Origin of the sequence: Longibacter sp. (genome assembly GCF_051155795.1) — a bacterium.
In the GTDB taxonomy this organism is placed as follows: Bacteria; Bacteroidota; Rhodothermia; order Rhodothermales; family Salinibacteraceae; genus Longibacter.
This window is the reverse complement of the sequence record NZ_DAXETW010000027.1, coordinates 29,055-49,192: the sequence shown is the minus strand read 5'-3', so window position 1 is coordinate 49,192 and position 20,138 is coordinate 29,055. Positions and strand designations below refer to the sequence as shown.

At 62.8% G+C, this 20,138-nt stretch carries 16 protein-coding genes and 1 riboswitch; of the genes, 5 read left to right on the top strand and 11 right to left on the bottom strand.

Annotation, left to right across the window (positions count from 1 at the left end; translation table 11 throughout):
* Positions 1–3: 3 nt before the first annotated feature.
* From ACFCU0_RS03930 to ACFCU0_RS03900, 7 genes are all read right to left on the bottom strand, one after another.
* A complete protein-coding gene (locus tag ACFCU0_RS03930; protein ID WP_434972360.1) occupies positions 4–1,122 on the bottom strand; it encodes a sensor histidine kinase in 1,119 nt (372 codons plus the stop codon).
* Between the two features lie 138 nt (positions 1,123–1,260).
* Positions 1,261–1,968, bottom strand: a complete 708-nt coding sequence (locus ACFCU0_RS03925; protein WP_434972359.1) for a response regulator transcription factor — start codon at positions 1,966–1,968, stop codon at positions 1,261–1,263.
* 59 nt (positions 1,969–2,027) lie between these two features.
* Complete coding sequence (locus ACFCU0_RS03920; RefSeq protein ID WP_434972358.1) at positions 2,028–2,765, bottom strand: PIG-L deacetylase family protein; 738 nt, start codon at positions 2,763–2,765, stop codon at positions 2,028–2,030.
* A gap of 208 nt (positions 2,766–2,973) precedes the next feature.
* The gene (locus ACFCU0_RS03915; RefSeq protein WP_434972357.1) at positions 2,974–3,204 is read right to left on the bottom strand and encodes a (2Fe-2S)-binding protein; all 231 of its coding nucleotides are present in this window, start codon (positions 3,202–3,204) and stop codon (positions 2,974–2,976) included.
* A 46-nt stretch (positions 3,205–3,250) separates the two neighbouring features.
* Positions 3,251–4,330: a YncE family protein gene (locus tag ACFCU0_RS03910; protein WP_434972356.1), complete on the bottom strand. Its 1,080-nt coding sequence runs from the start codon at positions 4,328–4,330 to the stop codon at positions 3,251–3,253.
* Positions 4,331–4,364: 34 nt separating this feature from the next.
* Positions 4,365–6,371, bottom strand: a complete 2,007-nt coding sequence (locus ACFCU0_RS03905) for a TonB-dependent receptor plug domain-containing protein (protein WP_434972355.1) — start codon at positions 6,369–6,371, stop codon at positions 4,365–4,367.
* Between the two features lie 237 nt (positions 6,372–6,608).
* Positions 6,609–6,981: riboswitch (cobalamin riboswitch) on the bottom strand.
* A gap of 186 nt (positions 6,982–7,167) precedes the next feature.
* Complete coding sequence (locus ACFCU0_RS03900; RefSeq protein WP_434972354.1) at positions 7,168–7,614, bottom strand: hypothetical protein; 447 nt, start codon at positions 7,612–7,614, stop codon at positions 7,168–7,170.
* A 386-nt stretch (positions 7,615–8,000) separates the two neighbouring features.
* Between ACFCU0_RS03900 and ACFCU0_RS03895 the strand changes: the two genes are divergently transcribed.
* Both ACFCU0_RS03895 and ACFCU0_RS03890 read left to right on the top strand, forming a co-directional pair.
* Positions 8,001–10,040: an ATP-binding protein gene (locus ACFCU0_RS03895; protein ID WP_434972353.1), complete on the top strand. Its 2,040-nt coding sequence runs from the start codon at positions 8,001–8,003 to the stop codon at positions 10,038–10,040.
* Between the two features lie 109 nt (positions 10,041–10,149).
* Positions 10,150–10,515 (top strand): hypothetical protein, encoded by a 366-nt coding sequence (locus ACFCU0_RS03890; RefSeq protein WP_434972352.1) that lies wholly within the window; start codon positions 10,150–10,152, stop codon positions 10,513–10,515.
* Positions 10,516–10,565: 50 nt separating this feature from the next.
* Here the strand turns inward: ACFCU0_RS03890 and ACFCU0_RS03885 are convergent, their stop codons facing one another.
* Together ACFCU0_RS03885 and ACFCU0_RS03880 are read right to left on the bottom strand one after the other, a co-directional pair.
* Positions 10,566–11,405: an alpha/beta fold hydrolase gene (locus ACFCU0_RS03885; protein WP_434972351.1), complete on the bottom strand. Its 840-nt coding sequence runs from the start codon at positions 11,403–11,405 to the stop codon at positions 10,566–10,568.
* A gap of 68 nt (positions 11,406–11,473) precedes the next feature.
* Positions 11,474–12,484, bottom strand: coding sequence for a helix-turn-helix transcriptional regulator (locus ACFCU0_RS03880; RefSeq protein WP_434972350.1), 1,011 nt, complete (start codon positions 12,482–12,484; stop codon positions 11,474–11,476).
* A gap of 289 nt (positions 12,485–12,773) precedes the next feature.
* On the opposite strand from ACFCU0_RS03880, the gene ACFCU0_RS03875 reads away from it, so the two are divergent.
* The gene (locus ACFCU0_RS03875; RefSeq protein ID WP_434972349.1) at positions 12,774–13,613 is read left to right on the top strand and encodes a hypothetical protein; all 840 of its coding nucleotides are present in this window, start codon (positions 12,774–12,776) and stop codon (positions 13,611–13,613) included.
* Between the two features lie 149 nt (positions 13,614–13,762).
* Here the strand turns inward: ACFCU0_RS03875 and pckA are convergent, their stop codons facing one another.
* Positions 13,763–15,367 carry a phosphoenolpyruvate carboxykinase (ATP) gene (pckA, locus tag ACFCU0_RS03870; protein WP_434972348.1) on the bottom strand — a complete coding sequence of 535 codons (1,605 nt, stop codon included), beginning with the start codon at positions 15,365–15,367 and terminating at the stop codon, positions 13,763–13,765.
* 242 nt (positions 15,368–15,609) lie between these two features.
* On the opposite strand from pckA, the gene ACFCU0_RS03865 reads away from it, so the two are divergent.
* The gene (locus tag ACFCU0_RS03865; protein ID WP_434972347.1) at positions 15,610–16,548 is read left to right on the top strand and encodes a hypothetical protein; all 939 of its coding nucleotides are present in this window, start codon (positions 15,610–15,612) and stop codon (positions 16,546–16,548) included.
* 42 nt (positions 16,549–16,590) lie between these two features.
* On the opposite strand, the gene ACFCU0_RS03860 is transcribed toward ACFCU0_RS03865, so the two are convergent.
* Positions 16,591–18,438, bottom strand: a complete 1,848-nt coding sequence (locus tag ACFCU0_RS03860) for a tetratricopeptide repeat protein (RefSeq protein ID WP_434972346.1) — start codon at positions 18,436–18,438, stop codon at positions 16,591–16,593.
* 402 nt (positions 18,439–18,840) lie between these two features.
* Here ACFCU0_RS03860 and ACFCU0_RS03855 point away from each other — a divergent pair, with 402 nt between their 5' ends.
* A complete protein-coding gene (locus ACFCU0_RS03855) occupies positions 18,841–20,070 on the top strand; it encodes a 1-deoxy-D-xylulose-5-phosphate reductoisomerase (RefSeq protein WP_434972345.1) in 1,230 nt (409 codons plus the stop codon).
* Positions 20,071–20,138 lie beyond the last annotated feature (68 nt).

Here is a 20,138-nt window from a genome sequence, read left to right as displayed (position 1 = left end):
TCGTTACGAGGCGCGTTGCCCTTCAGCATGGGCCGGGATCGAGGCTCGCCGGCCCGGCGGCTCCTCGTCGAGCACCGCCGGAAGCGTGAAGCCAAACGTAGACCCGCTTCCCGGCGTGCTCTCGATCATCAGCTCGCGGTCGTGGGCGCTCAGGATGTGCTTGACGATGGCCAGGCCCAGGCCGGTGCCTCCCTGACTCCGCGAGCGCGACTTATCGACGCGGTAGAACCGCTCCGTGAGGCGCGGGATGTGCTCCGGCGACACCCCGAGCCCATCATCCGCGACGGAGACTTTCACTTCGTTGGAGGGGAGGAGCCGGCCGATGATCTCGACGTGCCCACCCTCTCGGTTGTACTTGATGGCGTTGTCGCACAGGTTAACGATCACCTGCCGAATCCGCTCCCGGTCCCCGTGCACAAGCGGCAGGTTCTCCGGAAGCCGATGCTGCAGCGTCACGTTCTTGTTTTCGGCTTTGATCTCGAGCGATTCGACGACGCCCTGCACCAGCGACCGCAGATTGAACGGTTCGGCCGACATTTCCAGTTCGCCGGTTTCGATCCTTGCGATTTCGGAGAGGTCCCTTGCCAGGTTGTCGAGCCGGTTTACGTTCCGCATGATTTTTTTCAGGAAGGACCGGTTGACCGACGAATCGTCCACGGCGCCGTCCAGAAGGGTTTCGGTGAAGCCCTGAACGGAGAAGATTGGCGTCTTGAGCTCGTGAGACACGTTCCCGATAAACTCGCGGCGGTAGTTCTCCATGCGCTTGAGATCTTGAATCTCGCCTTCGAGTTTTTGCCCGGTTCGGAAGACCTCCCAGACCAGCTCGCGCATCTCGTCGCCCGTCGGGCGCGGTGCCGCCTCCAGCTTGTCGAACTCATGCTGGCGAATTTGACGGAGCGTTCGAATGGCATGCTGAATCCGGGGGGTCACGAAGGTCCATACGGACACGTAGGTCGCAAGCCCCGCTCCACCCGCAATCAGGAAGCGGATGTGCCACGGTCCGTCGAGGATGAACAACGTCATCACGAGCATCGCCGCTGACACCGTGGCGGCCGTCTTCAGCGTCACCCGCGAGAAAATCGGCGGGCGTTCGTCAGGAAAGGAAGAGGGAGCGGTGGTCATGGCAAACGGTGTCTGAACGGATCAGGCACACAGGTCGGTCGGAACGAACTGTCGCAACATAAAACGCAGTTCGGGAACGCGAGTCACGCTCGTGTTAACGATCGGCGATCCCGGATACGCTCATTCCTGGCGGGGCGCTCACCCCTGAAATCGATACCCGACGCCTTTGATGGTTTCGATATAGTCCGATCCAATCTTCTCCCGAATCTTTCGGACGTGCACGTCAACGGTTCGGTCGACGACGTAAATCTCCGGGCCCCACACTTCGTCAAGGATCTCCTGCCTCGTAAAGGCGGTTCCCGGATGCGAGGCCATGAAGTGAAGCAGTTCGAACTCCTGCTTCGGAAAGTGCATCTCCTTCGTGCCGGACTCCTGCTCCTGGATAACGATAAAGCGGTCCCGGTCGATCGTCAGATCGTGAATGCTCAGGGTGTCCGGCGGGGTATCATTCCGTTTGGAGGACCGGAGAAGAGCTTCCACCTGACTTACGATGACGGGAATCGACACCGGCTTGCTGAGGTAGGAGTCGGCGCCGCTGTCGAGGCCTTCGATCATGCTCTCCTCCTCGGTCCGGGCGGTCAGCATGAGGACCGGGATCGTCCGCAGATACGCATCCTGCCGAATGCGTCGACAGGTTTCCAGCCCGTCCAGCTTCGGCATCATAACGTCCAGAATGATAAGGTCCGGCTGGACCTCGCGAGCCGTGTCAAGCGCTTCGATGCCGTCGCGGGCCGTTGTCACGTCGTATCCGCGGCTCGACAGGTTGTAGTCCAGCAAGTCGATGATGTCCTGTTCATCGTCGACCACAAGAATGGACGTGTCACCCGGGATGCTGGATGCGGTCATGGCGGGACGGAAGAAAGCGGGGGGACGATAACGGGAGCGGTCGCTATGTTACCGCAAAGTTAAGCACTTTCGTCCCACCATGCAATCTCCGGGAGATCCGCCGTTAAATCGTCCAGGCGCGGCCGGTGGTGTTCGCCGAAGAACTCGAAGGCGACGCCGCTCTCAACCTCGGCGAGTGGCTGATGCTCCTCGATCACGGGCATGTACGTCTCGTAGCAATGCAGAGCGGCCTGAGCCGTATCCAGATCGTTCTTGGAAAAGGTCGTGATGCAGTCGATCTTCTCGTCTGCCGACGCCTGCAGGTGATCCGGCCTGCCGCTTCCGTCTGCGGGCGGCAGGGTGAAAAACGCGAGCCGCTTCGGGTAGGGGAGCCCTCGTGCTCGGAGGGAGCAGGCAAGATGTTTGACCACAGCGTGAGAAACGAGGTGGTCGGGGTGACCGCTGACGCCGTGAACCGGGTAGGTCACCATCACGTCCGGCGCGGTTCGGCGTACGTGCTTCTTGATGATTTGACTGAGGCGACGCGGGTCCAGCGTGTCGAGTTCACCATCTGGCAGATCCAGCACGCGAAGCGAGGAAAGGTCCAGCTTCCGAGCGACGTTTTGCATTTCCTGGAAACGGATCCTCCCCATCTCCTCCTTTGACACCCCCAGGCGTTCTCGCTGTGATGTTGCCTCGCCGCGTGTCAGCGTCAAAAGGTGCACGTCATGGCCCTCGCGACGCTGTCGAGCGAGCGCCGGCGCCGGACCGAAGGATTCGTCGTCGGGATGCGGGAAGACGTAGAGCAGTGTGGCCATATGCAGAGGGGAATGCGGAACGTGTAACGAACGAAGTCGGCCGGGGGGCAGCCTCGGGGAAAGAGATCCTCACAATACAAATCAGGTCACGCACGAACAACGAGTCCGATTCCCTGTGTATCCGCGGGCTGTCCGTAAACGGCGACGGCGCCCGCTTTTCATCGGACGCCGCCGCGGCATTCAACAGAATGGGGGAATCGCGGAGCCTTTACTCCGCGGAGGTGCACGGACGAGGCTCATCCTCTTCCCGGATGATCCGGTCAAAGGACGTCTGCCCCGTTCGAAGCATACGGCGAACGTACGGATGGCAGAGACCACAGTTGTGGCCGAACTCAACGTGTTGTTGCACCTCCTGAACCGTTGCCGCGCCGGTTTCTTCTGCCATGGCCTGTAGATCGGCGAACCGTTTCTGGAAGCAGTAACAGCGATCGATCTTCATGAGGAAGCGAAGGACCTGGTCGGAGGAAGCGGCGTAGGGGGCCGGTCTACCGCGTATTCAGCGAGAAGTCGATGTGCGTCGGGGCAATTCCCGCCTCGATCGTATCGATGGCGGCGCCGCCTCGCTCGTGGACGGTGACGGTTCCGGATTCGTCGAACGGGCTGGCCGCGGAGAGGCGTCCGACATACAGCAGCTCGTTCCGCGCATCGTAGCCGACGGCCCCGGGACGGTCGCCGGTCACGTTGAGTTGCGTGTCGACCTGGTTGGACGCCGTGTTGTAGCGGAGCACGCGCCCGTCTGCAAGAAGCGCGTAGGCTTCTTCTGCTGCGGGACTGTAGCTGACGTGCTGTCCAAAGCTTGCCGATGCAATCTGCGTCGAAAGGTCGACCGCATCGCTGACCGTTCCTGCGTCCGGATCCAGGACGCGGATGCCGCCTGGCACGGAGGTCGCCGGGTCGCCTGTGTTCACGCCGGTGCAGAACACGATGATCTCGTCATCCGCATCGCGGACGAGCGCGCGGGGGCCGGTGCATCCGACGTCGACAGTCTGGACCGAGAGGTCGTTGGCGTTGATAATGCCGACCGACGTGCCGCTGTTGAATCCGCCGAGTGCGACGACGACCTGAGAGCCGATGACTTCGACATCCTCGGGTGTCCCCGGCACATCGACCGAATCGATGACCGTGCTCGTGGTAAGGTCGACCACGTCCAAGTCCGAAGGGTCCGCGCCGAAGTCCTGGCTCGATACGTACGCACGATCGCCGTCGACGGCGATGTAGCGCGGGTTGGGAATGTCCGCGATCTGGCCGACGCGCTCATTGCTCTCCGTGTCGTAGATGTCGATCGTAGCCGTTTCACCGAAGACGACGAATAGCTGGCCCGTGTCATCGACCAGAATGCTCTGGATGTACGATGGAAACCCTGCCTGGCCTGCCGGAGGCAGAGTCTGAAGAGCTTCCGTCTGCGGGTTGAAAACGGTAAGTGAGCTATTGGCATTGCCGAAGGCTCCCGCATTGGCGATGTATACGCCGGACGTGACCGTAGAGGTGGCGTCGTCTTCTGACAAGTCACAGCCGGTCAGCAGCAGTGCGGAGCAAAAGAACGCGAGAATCGAAAAAGTGCGCATGGAGGGAGCGGGAGGTTGGTAGAAAAGGGGGGGGCTACAGTCCGATCTGAAGCCGGACGTGCAGATGACGCGGAGGCATCGGTCGATTGCCGATGGTTCGATAGTCGGAGCCGTTCAGGTTGTCCACTTGAACGCTGAGTTCGGTACGGACGGTATCGAATGTGTGCGTGAGGCGGACCTGCAGGTCCGACAGAATGTACGGGGAGAGATAGCGTGACCCGGTGCTGCTGATGTATCGGCGCCCGGTGTAGCGCGTGTTTACGTCGACGGCTACCGGCCCGAAGGAAATCGTGGTGTAGGCCTTCGCCTGCTCGCGTGGCAGATAGCGTAACGGGGCGTCGTAGGAGGGCGAGCCGCGCTCGGATCGGTTCCGCGCGTCGGTGTAGGTGTAGGTTAGCCCGGCATCGATGGACCAGCGATCGCCAAAGAGGAGCCGGGCACCGGTGGATGCCTCCAGCCCTCGGGCGATGACGCGCTGTTCGTTTTCCGGTGACCACGAGCCGGATCGCACTGGTGCCCAGATGATCTGATCGCGACGCCAATTGTGGAAGAGCGTGGCCTCTGCGTGCCAGACGGAATGTTGCCAGTGCACCCCGGCATCGACGCTCCAGCCGCGCTCGGGACGAAGATCGGGATTGCCGCCCGGTTGCCAGAACCGATCGTTAAAGGTCGGCATGCGGAAGGTTCGGCCGGCGTGTGCCTTCAGTCGAAGGGTCGGCCATGACGGCACGGGCTGCAGATTTGCGCCGATGCGCGGGCTAACGGCCGTTCGGGCGGCGGCGTCCATGGGCCGGTAGAGGTCGGCTCGCACGGCGGGAAAGAGCCGGAGTCGACCGAACGTCCCGATAGCGCTGACGAACGTGCCACCGTGAAGCTGGCGTGCGTCGTCGCGGAGGCTCGGGTGTCGGGCCGTGGATGCATCGCCGCTGACGCCAGCCGTTGCGAGCCAGCGGGAGCCGATCGGGGTCCGGGTCTCGACGTCAACATCGGCCGTCCATGTCCGTCCCGTGTCGTCGATGTTCTGTGCCGGGTCCCGGTAGCGGAGGCGCGTATGCTGAACCAGAGCGCGCGTTTGCAGCCGACCCCACTCGACCCGGCGATCGTCCCGGCCCCAGAATCGGAACTGTGTGTCCCGTTGACGCTCTCGTCCCTCGGCCGCACCGCCCGGTTGCGGCAGGCCTCGCTCGGCGTGCGTCAGCCATGTGGCCGTTTGCCAGCGGTGATCTCGGTCGTTGGAGCGGACGGACGCGTACGCGGTGTAGCGCGTCCGGTCGGCATTCTGGCGGTGAACGGTACGAGGTGGGAAAGCCGCGCGATCGCGGTAGGGGAAGTCATTGTCGCTCGTTCGTACCTCGCCCGCTGCTACAACTGAAACGCCGTTGGTCTGAGTGCCCGCGAGTAGACTGCCGCCGCGCTCCCCGAAGGCTCCGGCAAATGTTTCGGCCCGTGCTACGAGCGGCTCCGACGGTTGAACGGTCTGCAGGTTGATGGCGCCGCCCATTCCGGAGGATCCGTACAGCGCCGATGTCGGTCCGTGCATGACCTCGACCGACCGGAGCATCACCGACGGCAACAGGCTTAGATCCAACTGGCCGAGTTGCGGGTCCGCAATCGGTTGCCCGTCGAGCAGCACCAGCGTCTGTGCTGAGCCGGTGCCGCGAAGCGACATCGTCGCGATGCCGGTCTCGCCGTACCGGCGAATGTAGAGTCCGGCGCGGTCCTCGAGCAGATCCGCGACGGAACGCGCGGCCGTTTGCGTGATGGCCGTCGAGTCGAAGACGGAGATTCGAGCGGGGGACGTGAGCGCCGGCGTGGGGAGGCGCGTCGCCGTCACCGTCACATTGGGCAGCGATCGTTGCCACGCCACATCCGACGTATCGCCGGCGGGGGACGTGCTCGCCGTGGTGCTCGCCGTATCGGCAGCCAGAGCCTGTGTGCCATCCTGGCCAACGGCCGGCTGAGACAGCGGGACGGTAGCCAGAAGGATCAGGAGCGCCCAGGCCGACGATAGCGTACACCTGTATTTCGAATGTCGATCCATAAAAAAACCTCACCTCAGACAAGAGGTGGGGTCGTGAACGGGCGGCTTCCTGAGGATCGTATTCGACGAGATCAGAGCTCGAGCATCCGCGAAGACCGGCAGACGCGGCAAGGGCAGTTGCCTCGCGCCGGAAGAGTGCGGCACACTCGAACGTGTGCTTCGCGACGTGCTCCCGGTGCGGAGACGAGCTGGAGAAGGGGCCGTGCACGCCACCACCCTCAGATCCCGAAGGTATGTTGGCGAATCACACCGGTGGCAGGTCTCCTGGCTTACCGGGCATGCGCGAACGTTTCCGCGACGGCAGCATCGCCGACACGGGTTACGTGGCACGAACGCAGAGTGCAGAGCGCCGACATCTCAGCCCTCGGCCTTCCCATGCTGACGGCCCCGCGTTCTCGTGTGAACGCGCTGCCGGCCCAGCACAGTGACCGGAGACATCATCGATAGACGACGCACCGCCCGGCTTACAGTTGCGGGTACAGCCCCCGACTGAACGATTTGCAACCTCGAACCGTGATGGTGTCGGTCGCATTCGTTGCACGGGTGTTCCCTTTTCATCTCACGTGTCGGTCGTGCCGATCACGCGAGAACCAGCGGTGCCTGTGAAAGAACAATGACAACGTACAACGCCCGGCGTTGATTTCCAACCGCCTTCACGTTGTCCTATTCAAAGTGTCCCCACAGGGCGACATGGACCGATTCCAAAGAATACGTCCCGCCTGAAAGAGGGCTTCCCGCCCCGGCGGAAAGCCCGTATCGTCCCGTAGCGGGATCCCGTCCCGAGCGGATTTAGATGCTACGATGTTCGACGGAGACGCTCCGCCAGCCGAGCGGCCCGGTCTGACGCTTCCGACGCGTCGTCGCGCACGTCGTCCGGTAGATCCAGGGGAGGGGATGATGGCCCCGAGTCCATCTGCTTGTCACGTGCGCGTTCGTCTTCCTCCTCGGGATCCACCGGATCCGTCGCCCTGGATGGGGTGGAAAGCCGGCGTTCGTCGTCCCAGGTCTCGTTGGTCACGATCGTCTCGAGATTCTGGATGCGGCGCTGCAGTTCGCCGCGCTCTGCCCGCAAAGTCGAGACGTTATCTTGAAGCGACGAAAGGTCGGACTGTAGCTTCTGAACCGTCTCCGGCGGCCCGGACGCAGCGGTGATCTGTAGCTGTTTCACGTATGCCCAGGCGACAACGGCGACGATCGGCAAACCGAAGAGGAGGAGAATGGTGAGCGTTCCGGGAGAAAGCATAATCGGACGATCGACGGTCGACGAGAAGGGGTATTCTGTGCCCGCAGGTATTCACGCAGGCCAGTTGCATCTAATTCATGCGCCCGGACCGGGTTCGACCCGAATGGAATCGAGCATACAGGATCCGAGAACACCTGCTGCATGGTCGGAGGTCTCCTCCGATTACACCATGGTGGATACGTGAAAAGTGACGGTACCGTTATGCCGTCATTGCACGATGGATTCATCCTCCGTATTATGCAGGCGTGGTGAACGGTTTCCTCACGCCCTGTCCCCACCGTGCGTGACGAGCCGACATCGATACCCACCCCGCCCCCGTGAGCCCACGTATGGCGCCGTCGATTGCCCGGCATTCGAAGGCTGCGATGAACCGGTGGTTCCGACGTATGTCTCCACGCGTCGTCGCCGTCATCTGCGCCTCCACTGTCCTGCTGGCGCTCGTTTCAACGACGAGTGCCTCAAGCACCTGTGGTATGTCTGGCGTCTCTACGCACGGAACGGCCGTTCTCGTGCCGCCCGCAGCACCATCGGTGCGTGATGACACGGCGTCGGTCGAATCGGATGCAGTCCCCATTGAACGTCCCGGCCCGGTTCGGCTGGATGCCGACGGCGACGGCGAACCCGACCGCATCGGTTCCTTCGTGAAGGTCGCTGGACGCGTTGGCGCAGAGTTCGGCCTGGTGGATGACAACGTCCTGGTCATCCAGTCCGATGGTCACGGTATTGCGGTTGTGACGGGAGCGCCATCAGACGTCGCCCGCGGGGACAGCCTCGTCGCGACCGGCGTCGTGGAGCAGGTGAACGGTCGCACGCAGGTTCGCGCATCGTCGTACGACGTTCTGCCCGTGCCGCCGCGCATTCCCGAGCCGCTTGCTCTGGATGTCAGCCAGGCCCTTGGCGAGCGATACGAAAGCATGATCGTCGAACTGTCCGGTCGCGTTGACGTCAACGACAGAAATCGCGGTGGCCATTACCTGACTCTGGAGGCACCGGGCGGGGACGATGTGCTTACAGTGTTCGTCCCCAATGCGCATCAGGCCGATATCTCCCTGGACCGGTTTGAGCCCGGAGACCGCGTACGGGTGACGGGAGTGCTACAGCAGCACGATTTCACGCGGCCGTACACGTCCTACTACGAAGTCATCCCCCGATCGGCCGGTGAGCTCGTCCGCGCGGAGGTGCCGGGGCGCTTCTACCGCAACGCTCTCATCCTCGGCGGTCTGCTCATCTTGCTGGCCGCCGGAGCCGTCGTCTTGCTCCGCGTTCAGGTGCGGAGGCAGACAAAACAGCTTGCCGACAGCCGGGCGCGCCTACGTCGCCTTGCCGAGGCGACATTCGAGGGTGTCGTAATACACGCCGACGGAAAAATCGTCGACGTCAACCAGGCGATTACGGAGATGATGGGCTATGATCGCGATGACCTGATTGGTCGAAACGCCCTTGAGTTTGTCACCGAATCCACGCGACCGATCGCGATAGCGCAGATCGACCGGGACGGGGAAGACCCGTACGAGTGCGTGCTGGTGCGCCGGGATGGATCGACGTTTCCCGCCGACCTGCAGGCGAAAGTGGTCGAGGAGGAGGATCAGAAACTGCGCGTTGTGGCCATTCGCGATGCCACCGACCGGAAGCGAGATGAAGCCGAGTTGCTTTTGGCGAAGCAGGAGGCCGAACAGGTCGCTCGACTGAAGTCGAGTCTTCTGAACAACATGAGCCATGAGCTTCGCACTCCAATCACAAGCATTATCGGCTACGCCGAGCTCATCATTGAGGAGCCGCCCGATACCCACGACCTTTTCGCGAAGCGAATCCGCGAGAGCGGCCGACGTCTCTCCGAAACGCTGCGATCCGTGCTGGACATGGCGCAGATCGAGGCGGGGACGATGGACCTGCATGTCGCTGATGTCGACACCGGTGCCATCGCCTGCGAGGTCGTAGCTGCGCACGAGCCCATGTCCGATGAAACGGGCGTCCCGCTGCGTCTGGAAACGTCGGACGCCCCGGTTATTCCGACCGATCGCGTGTTATGCTACCGGATCATGACGAATCTGGTGCATAACGCGCTTAAGTTCACCGATGTAGGACACGTCCAGGTGACGGTGGAGGAGTCGGACCCCGGTGTTCGGTTCGTCGTGGAGGATACGGGCATCGGCATTGACAGCGACTTTCTCCCACATCTGTTCGAGCCGTTCAAGCAGGAGTCCGATGGTCGAACGCGAACGCATGAGGGGACCGGCCTCGGGCTGGCTATTACGAAGCGAATGGTCGATCTCCTGGGAGGGCACATCATCGTTGAAAGTGACCCGGATCAGGGGAGCTGTTTCATCGTCGACCTTCCCCCGTCCCTCGCATACAATGGAGAATCGGCCGTTGTCCGTGACCAGATGGAGGATATCCACGCGCCGGTCGGCGATTCAGACGTGTGACGTCGGCAGATCAGTTGAGGTGGCAGATCAGGTGCGGTCCTGCCGGTCGTCGCGGCTCCCCGGGGTGACGTCTCGACGTGTCCCTTTCTCTCGTGCTTTCCAGCTGCGCATGCCCACCCCGCCCCTGTCTGCCAGGACCCGATGGCCCTGGATTGCCGGTATGCTAACCGTCGCCCTGCTCGGGTCGAATGTCTGGTGGGCTTCGGTGGTGATCGACGCCACCCGCACCGCGCCTGCCGCTGGCGACTCGCTCAAGGCGGTCCGGACCTACGCCTGTCACCTCGAGCGGCTATCGAGTGCCTGGGCAAGGGAGCTGCCCCAGGACGTAGCAGCGTCCAGCGCGCGACATGTGATCGGAACAGAGGGCCGAGGTCGAAACGGAGATCTCATTGTCGGGCACGTCCGGCTCTGGCGCGACACCAGCGGACGCTTCGTCGACGTGACCCCCGCCCGAGGATCGCGTGCGTGCCGGTAGCGCCGCCGCAAAGGATATATGCCCACGGTTGCAGCGTCGCCGCGTACCGGTCAGACCCGGGGGAGACCCCTCCGAATATGGGTGACGAGGTCGGTTCCGAGGTCCTCCGGGACGAAGTGGGAGGCCTGCGTTTCGTACACGCGCGCGTCCGGTAGCAGGCGTCGCCACCGATTCAGGTAGCGGGCCGCTCCCAGTGCGGGGTCGCGCCGTCCCCAGACGACGACCGCGTCCATCGACCGAAGGCGTCGCCGTCGAGACCAGAGCGACCGTAGCCATGCCGTCTCTGTGAGGAGGGACCGTGCAAAGGTCCAGGTCGGGAGGCGCCGGTCGGGGGAGTCGAGCGGGCGCAGGTAGGCGGCCAGGATCTTCTCCGGCAGGGGGCGATGCGTCCCGAGGCGAAGGGCGAGGTGAGCGAAGGCGTTAAACCCCCGTACGAAGGGGCGTGCGACGCGACCGCCCGCCAGCCGTGAGAAGGCCGCAATCCACGGGTCGGCATCGTTCGGCCAGAGCCACGTGTTCATCAGGACGAGACGCGAGACACGGTCCGCGTTTCCGAGCGCGTACGAAAGGCCAATGGGCCCGCCCCAGTCATGGACGACGAGAGTGATGTCGTCGAGGTTGAGATGGTTGATCAGCGCTTCGATTCGTGTAGCGTGGTGCGGCGGCCGGTAGGACGCACCGGCGGGTTTGTCGGACCGTCCAAACCCGAGATAGTCCGGTACGATGCAGCGGTACGCCGGGGTGAGGTCTCGCAGAAGGTGCCGGTACATCAGGCCCCAGGTCGGGTTGCCGTGCAAGCACACGACGGGCGGCCCATTCCCAAGATCCGTGTACGCGATCCGTCCGGCTTCGACGCGAATATAAGACGTGGGGAAAGGGAAATCATCCATGGGGAACAGAACGCGTCCATCAATGGAGCGACGGAGTAGACAACGGAAGCACCGGCTGGCGTCGCCCGTCACGCGACCGATTCGGGGGACGGCGTGCCCGCCTCCGGTTGATCCAGCAGCGTCGGTACATCGTCGTACTGTCCGAGCACCTTTCGTGCCTCGTCGGCAATTCGTTCCGACAGAGCCTGTGGTGAAAGAACGCGGACGTGGCTCCCCCAGCTCAGCAGCCAGGGCATGACTTCTAGTTCGTGGAATACGCGCAGCGTCATCACGAGGCGTCCGTTTCCTGTCCGCTCCGTCTCTTCGACGCGCATCGACGGGCCGACATGAACGAGGGGCGCTACCTCTGCCGAGAACACGACGCGAATGACCCGTTCTCGTGTCGTCGGGTTGCGGTCCGATGTCGAATGGTATCCGGACGGGCGCTCGAAGGACTCCTCGGTCATCTCCACGTGCTGCATCCGATCCACGCGTAGAGAAACCACGCGGCGGCTACGCGTTGGCGAGGAATCACGGATGCGTTCGCCCACGACGCTCCACGTCGCGTTCTGGCGTACCAGGCCGAAGGGCCGCAGGCGGTCGATCACCGGACCGTCCTCCGTGGTGCGTGAGCAGCGAACGACGCGTTCCTCTAGGAGGGCGCGGCGGATCGTCCGGAGCAGCGTTTCCTCTGCGGGGTTGCCGAAGACGCTCGGCGGCACGAGGTGAACGCTTCCGCGAAGCGAGAACGCACGCTGGGCCGCCTCGTCCGGCAAGTGGTCCCGGAGTTTGCGCCCGACCGACCGCGCCGATGCATGGTACTTTCCCTCAAAATTCTGAGCGGCGTAGGCACTCCCGAGGACAAGCATAATCGCCTCATCCACCGACAGTGTGACCGGGTCCAGAAGATACGAGGAGGGGAGGCGATAGCCGTTGCCCGGAACACCCTGGATCGGCACCCCCATCTCGGTCAACTGCTGAACATCGCGGTACACCGTGCGCTCACTCACGCCCAGTCGGCGCGCGAGGTCGATCGCACGCTGCCAGGACGAGCCATCAAGTTGCGTAAGCAGCGCGGGCCAGCGCTCGGAAGAAGTCATGCGCTCGTAGTGCGTAACGAAGTAACAGCGTATACAAAATATACGAAACGTCGTCGCATTATCATTGTCGGCCTCGGTACGATCATGGCACATCCGACCGACAACCGCTTTTCGATTGCCACGAAGATCTCTACATTATCCATCGTCAATGGGCTGCTGTCGGTGGTTGCAGAATCTACGACCACATTTGCTGCGGTGTAACGACACTTCTTTTCGGCATGGGTAAAAAGTGGGCCGATTGTTGCGGGGTATATATTTCCCACCCCATTGCACGATTACAGCACCGTCCATGCTGGCCTACCGAGTCCTCTGCGTTACCTGCGCGCTTCTTTTGCAGGGGGCTGCTGCCGTGTCCGTTGTCTCGGCGCAGCCTGCTCTGCCGCCCGGCGTTTTTCCTTCCGGCGTTACGTTTCCCAGCGAGGCGATTGTGCAACCGGTGCAGCCGGCGGCGCAAGATTCCGCGCTGACGATCGCGTCGATCGTTGAGCCCGAGGCACCGGACCAGGAGGTCGGTACCACCGTGCTGCGACCGGAGACGCCGGATAGTGCACGTGTCTTCGATCCGGTGCCGCCCGTCTGGGTTGATCAACCGACGATGAAAGGCGTCAGGGCATACGAGGCGCTCTTCGACGCACGGGAACTGATCCCCGATAGTGCCGGCAACGGGACGTCCAAGGCGCCCGAGGTGACCCGAGACGCCTGCCCGGCCGTCGATACCCACGACCTGGACGCTCCGGCGTCCTATGACCGCGAAGCGACGCTTCTTCCTCCCGGCCAGGTGGCTTATTTTTATTCCCGACCGGACTCGCTCGTTCGCTGTGCCGTCTATCGGTGGGACGAGGCAACGCAGATGTCGGGGCGTGAATTTATTCGCATGATGCAGCAGGGCGGGGTCGATACCGGCGCCGCGCTCGCCACATACGATGTGATGTTCGATGAGGTGGTGCGGTCCGTCAACCGTCGACTCGGTGTGCCGCGCCACATCGACCCGGCACCGATCGAAACGGAAACCTCCAGTCATTCGCACCTCCGTCGAGCCCGCTGGCAGACGGACGACGTCGTCATCGACCTTCGACTGGCGATCAGTCGTATCGGCGGTCACCTGACCGTGGTTCAGTACTGGAACTGAGCATGCGGTCGACCGAGGCATGACGCCGATGCCGCGGTCTGACAGCAGCAGGTCCTGGCTTCGATATAAAAAGAGCTGCCGGTACGCTGACCGGCAGCTCTTTCCATTGGGATGGTGCCGTCGCAGTTGGCGGCGCCACAGGAGCGGAATTAGCGGACGGAGGCAGGGGTTGGCCCGGCATTTAGAACCTCGGGCGCAACGTGCTCGACATACGTTTCGAAGTTCTCCACAAACATATCCGCAAGCTCCCGCGCCTGTTCGTCGTAGGCGGCCGGGTCGTCCCACGTATTCCGCGGGGTGAGAACCGTGGTTGGCACACCGGGCACCGTTTCGGGGATGGACAGCCCGAAGATCGGATCCGGGTCCGTACCAACGGTCGCCAGGTCGCCGTCGAGGATGGCATCTACCATCGACCGCGTGTACGACAGGTCGATGCGATGCCCTTCACCATACGGCCCACCGGTGAGTCCCGTATTGATGAGCCAGACGTTGGCGTCGTGTTGCTCGATGCGCGCACCCAGCATCTCAGCATATACGGACGGATGGCGCACCATGAAGGGTTCACCGAAGCAGGTGCTAAATGTCGCCTTCGGCTTGCTAACGCCGCGCTCTGTGCCTGCCACCTTTGCCGTGTAGCCGGAGAGAAAGTGATACTGCGCCTGGTCGGGCGACAGCTTCGACACGGGCGGAAGGACGCCGAATGCATCGTACGTCAGGAATACGACGTTGTCCGGGTGGCCGCCGGTGCCGGAATCGGACGCATTCGGAATGAAGTGCAGTGGGTATGATCCCCGCGTGTTGCGCGTGATCCGGTCGTCGCTGAAGTCCGGCTTTCGTGTCTCCTCGTCGACGATAACATTCTCCAGAATCGTCCCGAAGCGCTCCGTGGTACCGTAGATTTCCGGTTCACCGGTCGGGGAAAGGTCGATCATTTTCGCGTAACACCCGCCCTCGAAGTTGAAGACGCCGTCAGCGCTCCAGCCGTGCTCGTCATCTCCGATGAGCGTCCGACTTGCGTCCGCCGAGAGCGTGGTCTTCCCCGTCCCGCTCAGTCCGAAGAAAACGGCCGTGTCGCCGTCTGGTCCCTCGTTGGCCGAGCAGTGCATCGGCAACACGTCCTGGTCGGGGAGCATGTAGTTTAGCACTGAAAAGATCGACTTTTTGATCTCTCCGCCGTAGTGCGTGCCACCGATCAGCACCAATTCCTGCCGGTCATCGATAAAGATCGCGGCTTCCGAGTTGGTGTTGTCGCGCTCAGGGTCGGCAGCAAACGTGCAGAGATCGAGCACGGTGAACCCCGGCTCGAAATCACGCGGGTCGCTGTGTTCGTCACGCACAAACATGTTGTACGCGAACAGGCTATGCCAGGCCTTTTCCGATATGATGCGGACCGGCATGCGGTAGGTTGCGTCCCATCCGGCATATAGATCCTGCACGAAAAGCTCGCGGCTTCCGGCGTGTTCGACCATGCGTGTTTTCAGGCGGTCGAACGTATCGCGGTCGGTCGGACGATTGACCGTTCCCCAGTTGATTGTATCGGCATTCTCCTCATCGCGAACGAGGAAGCGGTCGTTCGGACTCCGCCCCGTGTAGGGATCCGTCCGAACGAGAAGCGGGCCGCCGTCCACGAGGTCGCTTTCTCCACGACCCAGGGACAATTCGTACAGAACGGGTGGCTTCAGATTGTAATGGACGGTGTCCGGGGACAACCCGAGCCGATCGAGGTGCGCCGTGACGTGCTGCGGGACGTTCATATTTGAATCGCGAACTCGTGGGAGGGGTGATGCACCTGCGGCACGATGCGCGCAGGGAGCGCCTGAAAGCGCTTCCATGTTCACGGTCCTAATATACTGGAGCAGCGGCGGCGAATACTATGAACAATCTGTTTGAGATTCGACCAAACTGGGAGAAAGCGAAGCCGTCCGCCTGAATCCGTCCCGCACGGTCGCTCGTACCTGTATCCAGCGACGCACGTAAATCAAACGCCCGTACTTCAGTGCGATCCTCCTCAACCCGATCCGAGGTGGCGGCGCGGTCCACATCAGCGCGGTCCACACCAGCATCGACGAGCGCGTCCGTTGCAACTACCGGTGGGGGCGGGCTCGTCCGCGCGCTCCTGCATGATCCGCTGCCCATTGGCCTCGTTGCTGCGGGTTTGCTGCTCGGTACGTATGCCGTTGTTGGGCTTACGGTCTCTCCCTTCTTAATCACAGCCGGTATTTGTGGAGCCGCGCTCGTGTACTGGGCTGACCGCGTCCTCGGTTTCTCGCCCGAAGATCGCTACGCTCATCCGGATCGCGTCGCATGGGTCGACGCGCACCGGACATGGCTGTGGATCGAGGCCGTCGGACTCGTCGTGATTGGAGGCGTGAGCCTTGCCTGGTTGCGCCCAGAGACCGTTTTTGGAGCGATCATCTGCGGGTGCATCGCTCTGGTCCATGTGGTACCCATTCTGCCCGGGAAACGCCGTATAAAGGCCCTCGCATGGGGGAAACGCTCGTCCATCGCCGCGGCGTGGGCCCTCGGAGCGGTCCTGCTGCCGTGGGTGGAGGCCGGGCGGCTCGACGCGTCGGCTGGGCTGCTCACCGGACTGGTCGCCTGCCGCTTTGCTGCCGTCTGGGCCAACCTGATGATGGCTGACTGGGCCGACCGTCCGGGCGATGAATCCGCAGGATTGCCTACTTACTCTGCTCCCTCCGGACGGATGGTTCGTCTTCGAGCGACGGTAGCGTCGGTCGTGAGCGGGATGCTGATCGTCGTCCTGGGCGGCGCCGGCTTGATCCCGCCGGCCCTCGCTGCCGTCGAAGCGGTAGGCGCCGTCGCGCTGGCTGTCGCCGTCTGGACCGTCGAGCCGAGCCGGGACCGCCATCACCTCCTCCTGCTCGACGCCCTGATCGGCTGGCCCGTGCTCACGTACGCGGTCACGATGGTGTAAGCCCGACCGGCCGGGAGCACCGTCTATAAACCGCCGCGTCCTTCAGCTATCCCGTTCGGTAAAGAGCGCGCGCAGACGCGTCCGTGCATCCGCAGCCAGGATGGAGCCGGCGTGGTTCTCCAGGAGTCGATTGTAGGAGTTGACGGCGGCTTTGACGTCGCCCAGCGCTTCGTACGCCGCCCCGGCAGCGAACAGGGCTTCATCGGCGTGTGGGCTTCGCGGATGAATGAGGGGAAGTTCGGCATAGGCCGCTGCAGCCTCATCGGTTTGTCCGCGTGCATCGAGAAGACGAGCCCGCTGCAGACGTGCGTCGTCGGCCAGGCCATGCCGCCCGTATGAAGAGAGAAGCGTATCCAGCCGGGCTGAGGCGCCGGCCAGGTCGCCCTGGCGCGTCAGAAGCTGGGACGCTGCGTAAAGACGAAGCGGCGTGTGCGTGGAGTCGGGGCCGCGGTTTGACCGGATGAGAACGCCGAGCTCGATGGCGTCGTTGGCGACATCGGCCGACGTGTTCTCGTCGGTGGCGTCGAGCCGAGTTTCAGCAGCGTCGAAATTTCCCTGATAGAAGTCCAGCCGCGCCAGCTCAAACCGGGCCCGGTTGGCCAGGTCGCCGGTGCGAACCTCTTCCACGATCCGAGAGAAGGTGAGACGTGCGTCGTTGAGGTCGCCGCGTTGCAATTTTAGCCGGCCCAGGTCATACCGAGCCTCCTGCGCCGTTTCGCTTCCGGGCACGCCCTGAATGACGTCTCGAAGATGATCTTCGGCCGCCTTCCGGTTTCGAAACACGTCCTGTTCGAGTCGTGCAAGTCGGAGCAGGACGTCCGGCACGTCCGAGTGATCGGGATACGTCTCAAGAAAGGTCTGGTATGCCGACCGTGAAGCCTCGTATTGGGGAGCGGGCACTCGGTTGCCCGAGGCATCGACGGCTCGTTCATTTTCCTGCTGCGCCTGTTTGCGATACATGGCGGCGAGGCCCTTCTGAGCGTCCGGTGCGACGGCGGCCCCGGGGTATCGCTCGAGGATCTCCTCATATGCATCGGTTGCGACCGCCACGGCTCCTGCATCCGCTGCCTTTTGCGCGAAAGGGAAGAGGGTCCGCCCCTGTTCCTTCTCCAGTCGATCGATTGCGCGGTAGACATCGAACGCCGCCCGGAAATCATCATTCTCCATGTGAAGCCACGCAAGGAGCTCTCGATACGCCCGGTTCAACGGGTCGTCCTGAACGGCTTCTTCCAGTGCCTGAATGCTTGCCGGAAGACCCTCGTCCTGTTCCACGAACGGCTCCAGCCGGCTCTGGACGAAGTCGAGGCGACCGGCGTCGTTTCCCAGGATCGAAATGTATTCCTGCATAGCCTCTCCGTGATTCCCAACGAGACTGTGCAGGTACGCGACCTGGATCGCGAATGCGCCGGGTTCATCGAGTGCCTCCCGCCCGCGATCGAGCACGTCGATTGCCCGGTCAAATCGCCGGATGTCGGCGAGAGCCTGGTAGACGATGCGGTAGGTGCTGGACCGTTCCGGTGCGAGGGAGACCGCCCGATCCCAGCTTTCATACGCTGTCTCCTCCCGACCGGCCAGATACTGGAGACGCGCTTTGTCCGACATCAGCATCGGCGTATGATAGTTCTCCAGCCGCCGGTCGACCAGCCCGATTGCGTCGTCGTAGCGCTTGACGTTCTCGTACGCCTGCTTCAGCTTCATGTAATACGCCGCATTATCGGAGGTGGCGGCGTAGAGGTCTTCCAGAATGGGGATGGCCCGTTCGTATTGACCCGCCCGCATGAACTGCTCGGCGAGCTGGAACCGCTGCATGGACTCCGCCTCGGTGTCTTGCCCGGGCGCGGCGGCGGGCATGACAAGCCCCATCAACAGGAGCAGCCCGGCAAGACTCACGATCGAGACGGTTCGTCTCGTTGCGGGGAGAGGGGGGCACCAACGGGCCGTGAAGAATGGGAAGAATGCGGTCACGTCTGGCGCCATTCGTTTACACCGTAGAGTCGTCGTCGTATCCTCCAAAGTCCGGTCGCACACGTCGCAGCGGCAGGAGGAAACTGTTATCGGGCATGCATCGATTCCAGCAAAAACTACGCTGGCCCCGGTTTCAGCGTTTCCTTCGCTGTTGGAGAAGGACAACAATCGGGCCGGGAGACCACGCGTACGGGAGCCGCTGCTGCCGGCTACTCCCCGTGGCAACGAGCCGCCCGATTGGCCGCTCACGCTGTACATCGCGCGTTTACGGAACGCATTCGCCCGTCTGGACGACCCCGTCTCTTACGGACAGCAAACAGTGCATTTATGATCGAACCCGACAAGGTTTCTCGTCTCACCGCCGCCGACGCAGATCCGGATTCAGCGTCGGATCCGGCGCCGCGTCGCGTGACGGTGCTGGGCGCCACCGGGTCCATCGGGCGCCAAACCCTGGAGGTCCTGCGGCTCTTTCCGGAGCGATTTCGGGTCCAGGCGCTGACGTGCGGCTCGAACATCGACCTCCTCGTGGAGCAGGCTCGGGAGTTTGAACCGTCATGCATCGCCGTGGGAAATCGCGAGCGCGCAGATGAGTGCCGCTCGCGTCTCGCCGACACGGACATCACCGTATTTGCAGGCCCACAGGGTCTTTGCGAGGCCGCATCACAGCCGGCCGACATCGTCATGGCGGCCATCGTCGGGTTCGCCGGGCTCGCACCTGTACTGGCAGCGATCGAAACAGGAGCGACGATCGCTCTGGCGAACAAAGAAACCATGGTCGTTGCCGGCGCTCTCGTGAATGAGGCGCTGGAGGCGAGTGGAAGTACGCTGATTCCGGTCGACAGCGAACACTCGGCCATCTTCCAGTGCCTGGCCGGGGAGACGATGCGCTCGGTGGAGGAGGTCATTCTGACTGCAAGTGGAGGGCCGTTCCGGGATCGTCCCGCTCACACGTTTGCGGACATCACGCGGGAGGAGGCACTCGACCACCCCAACTGGGACATGGGTGCGAAAATCACGATCGATTCCGCCACGTTGATGAACAAAGGCCTCGAGGTCATCGAAGCCCGCTGGCTGTTCGATCTGGCCCCCGAGGAGATCCGCGTACTTGTGCATTCTCAGTCCATCGTTCACTCGATGGTCGCCTTTTCCGACGGCTCCATCAAGGCCGAACTCGGCGTTCCCGATATGAAGGTTCCCATCCAGTACGCGCTCACCTATCCGGATCGGTGGCCTGCTCCGTATGAACGGCTGGACTGGACACGGACCGCATCACTGGATTTCGAAACGCCCGACACCGATCGCTTTCCGTGCTTACGTCTTGCTTATGACGCCTTGAAGGCAGGCGGGACAGCACCGGCGGTCCTTAACGCTGCAAACGAGGTGGCCGTTCGACTCTTCCTCGACGGTGAAATTTCTTTTCCCGCGATCCCCGGACTGATCGAGGACACCATGGAAGCCGTCGCCGGACCTGCGGTCAGTGACCTCGACGCATTGAACCAGGTCGATCACGAAGCGCGCACTGTGGCAAAGGAACTCACATTGCCGGCGGCAGATTGAAGCGCCCTGTTGTTCGCCGCCGGGTCCCCTCGTAGGCCGGAGGGACGGTATCAAGGATGTTGGTCGCA

Bases quoted from the DNA above. Each gene is read 5' to 3' on its own strand.
- ACFCU0_RS03885 (WP_434972351.1), bottom strand. From the start codon at position 11,405: ATGGATGATTTCCCTTTCCCCACGTCTTATATTCGCGTCGAAGCCGGA.
- ACFCU0_RS03890 (WP_434972352.1), top strand. From the start codon at position 10,150: ATGCCCACCCCGCCCCTGTCTGCCAGGACCCGATGGCCCTGGATTGCC.
- ACFCU0_RS03920 (WP_434972358.1), bottom strand. From the start codon at position 2,765: ATGGCCACACTGCTCTACGTCTTCCCGCATCCCGACGACGAATCCTTC.
- pckA (WP_434972348.1), bottom strand. From the start codon at position 15,367: ATGAACGTCCCGCAGCACGTCACGGCGCACCTCGATCGGCTCGGGTTG.
- ACFCU0_RS03895 (WP_434972353.1), top strand. From the start codon at position 8,001: ATGTCTCCACGCGTCGTCGCCGTCATCTGCGCCTCCACTGTCCTGCTG.
- ACFCU0_RS03880 (WP_434972350.1), bottom strand. From the start codon at position 12,484: ATGACTTCTTCCGAGCGCTGGCCCGCGCTGCTTACGCAACTTGATGGC.
- ACFCU0_RS03915 (WP_434972357.1), bottom strand. From the start codon at position 3,204: ATGAAGATCGATCGCTGTTACTGCTTCCAGAAACGGTTCGCCGATCTA.
- ACFCU0_RS03855 (WP_434972345.1), top strand. From the start codon at position 18,841: ATGATCGAACCCGACAAGGTTTCTCGTCTCACCGCCGCCGACGCAGAT.
- ACFCU0_RS03930 (WP_434972360.1), bottom strand. From the start codon at position 1,122: ATGACCACCGCTCCCTCTTCCTTTCCTGACGAACGCCCGCCGATTTTC.
- ACFCU0_RS03875 (WP_434972349.1), top strand. From the start codon at position 12,774: ATGCTGGCCTACCGAGTCCTCTGCGTTACCTGCGCGCTTCTTTTGCAG.
- ACFCU0_RS03900 (WP_434972354.1), bottom strand. From the start codon at position 7,614: ATGCTTTCTCCCGGAACGCTCACCATTCTCCTCCTCTTCGGTTTGCCG.
- ACFCU0_RS03925 (WP_434972359.1), bottom strand. From the start codon at position 1,968: ATGACCGCATCCAGCATCCCGGGTGACACGTCCATTCTTGTGGTCGAC.
- ACFCU0_RS03910 (WP_434972356.1), bottom strand. From the start codon at position 4,330: ATGCGCACTTTTTCGATTCTCGCGTTCTTTTGCTCCGCACTGCTGCTG.
- ACFCU0_RS03905 (WP_434972355.1), bottom strand. From the start codon at position 6,371: ATGGATCGACATTCGAAATACAGGTGTACGCTATCGTCGGCCTGGGCG.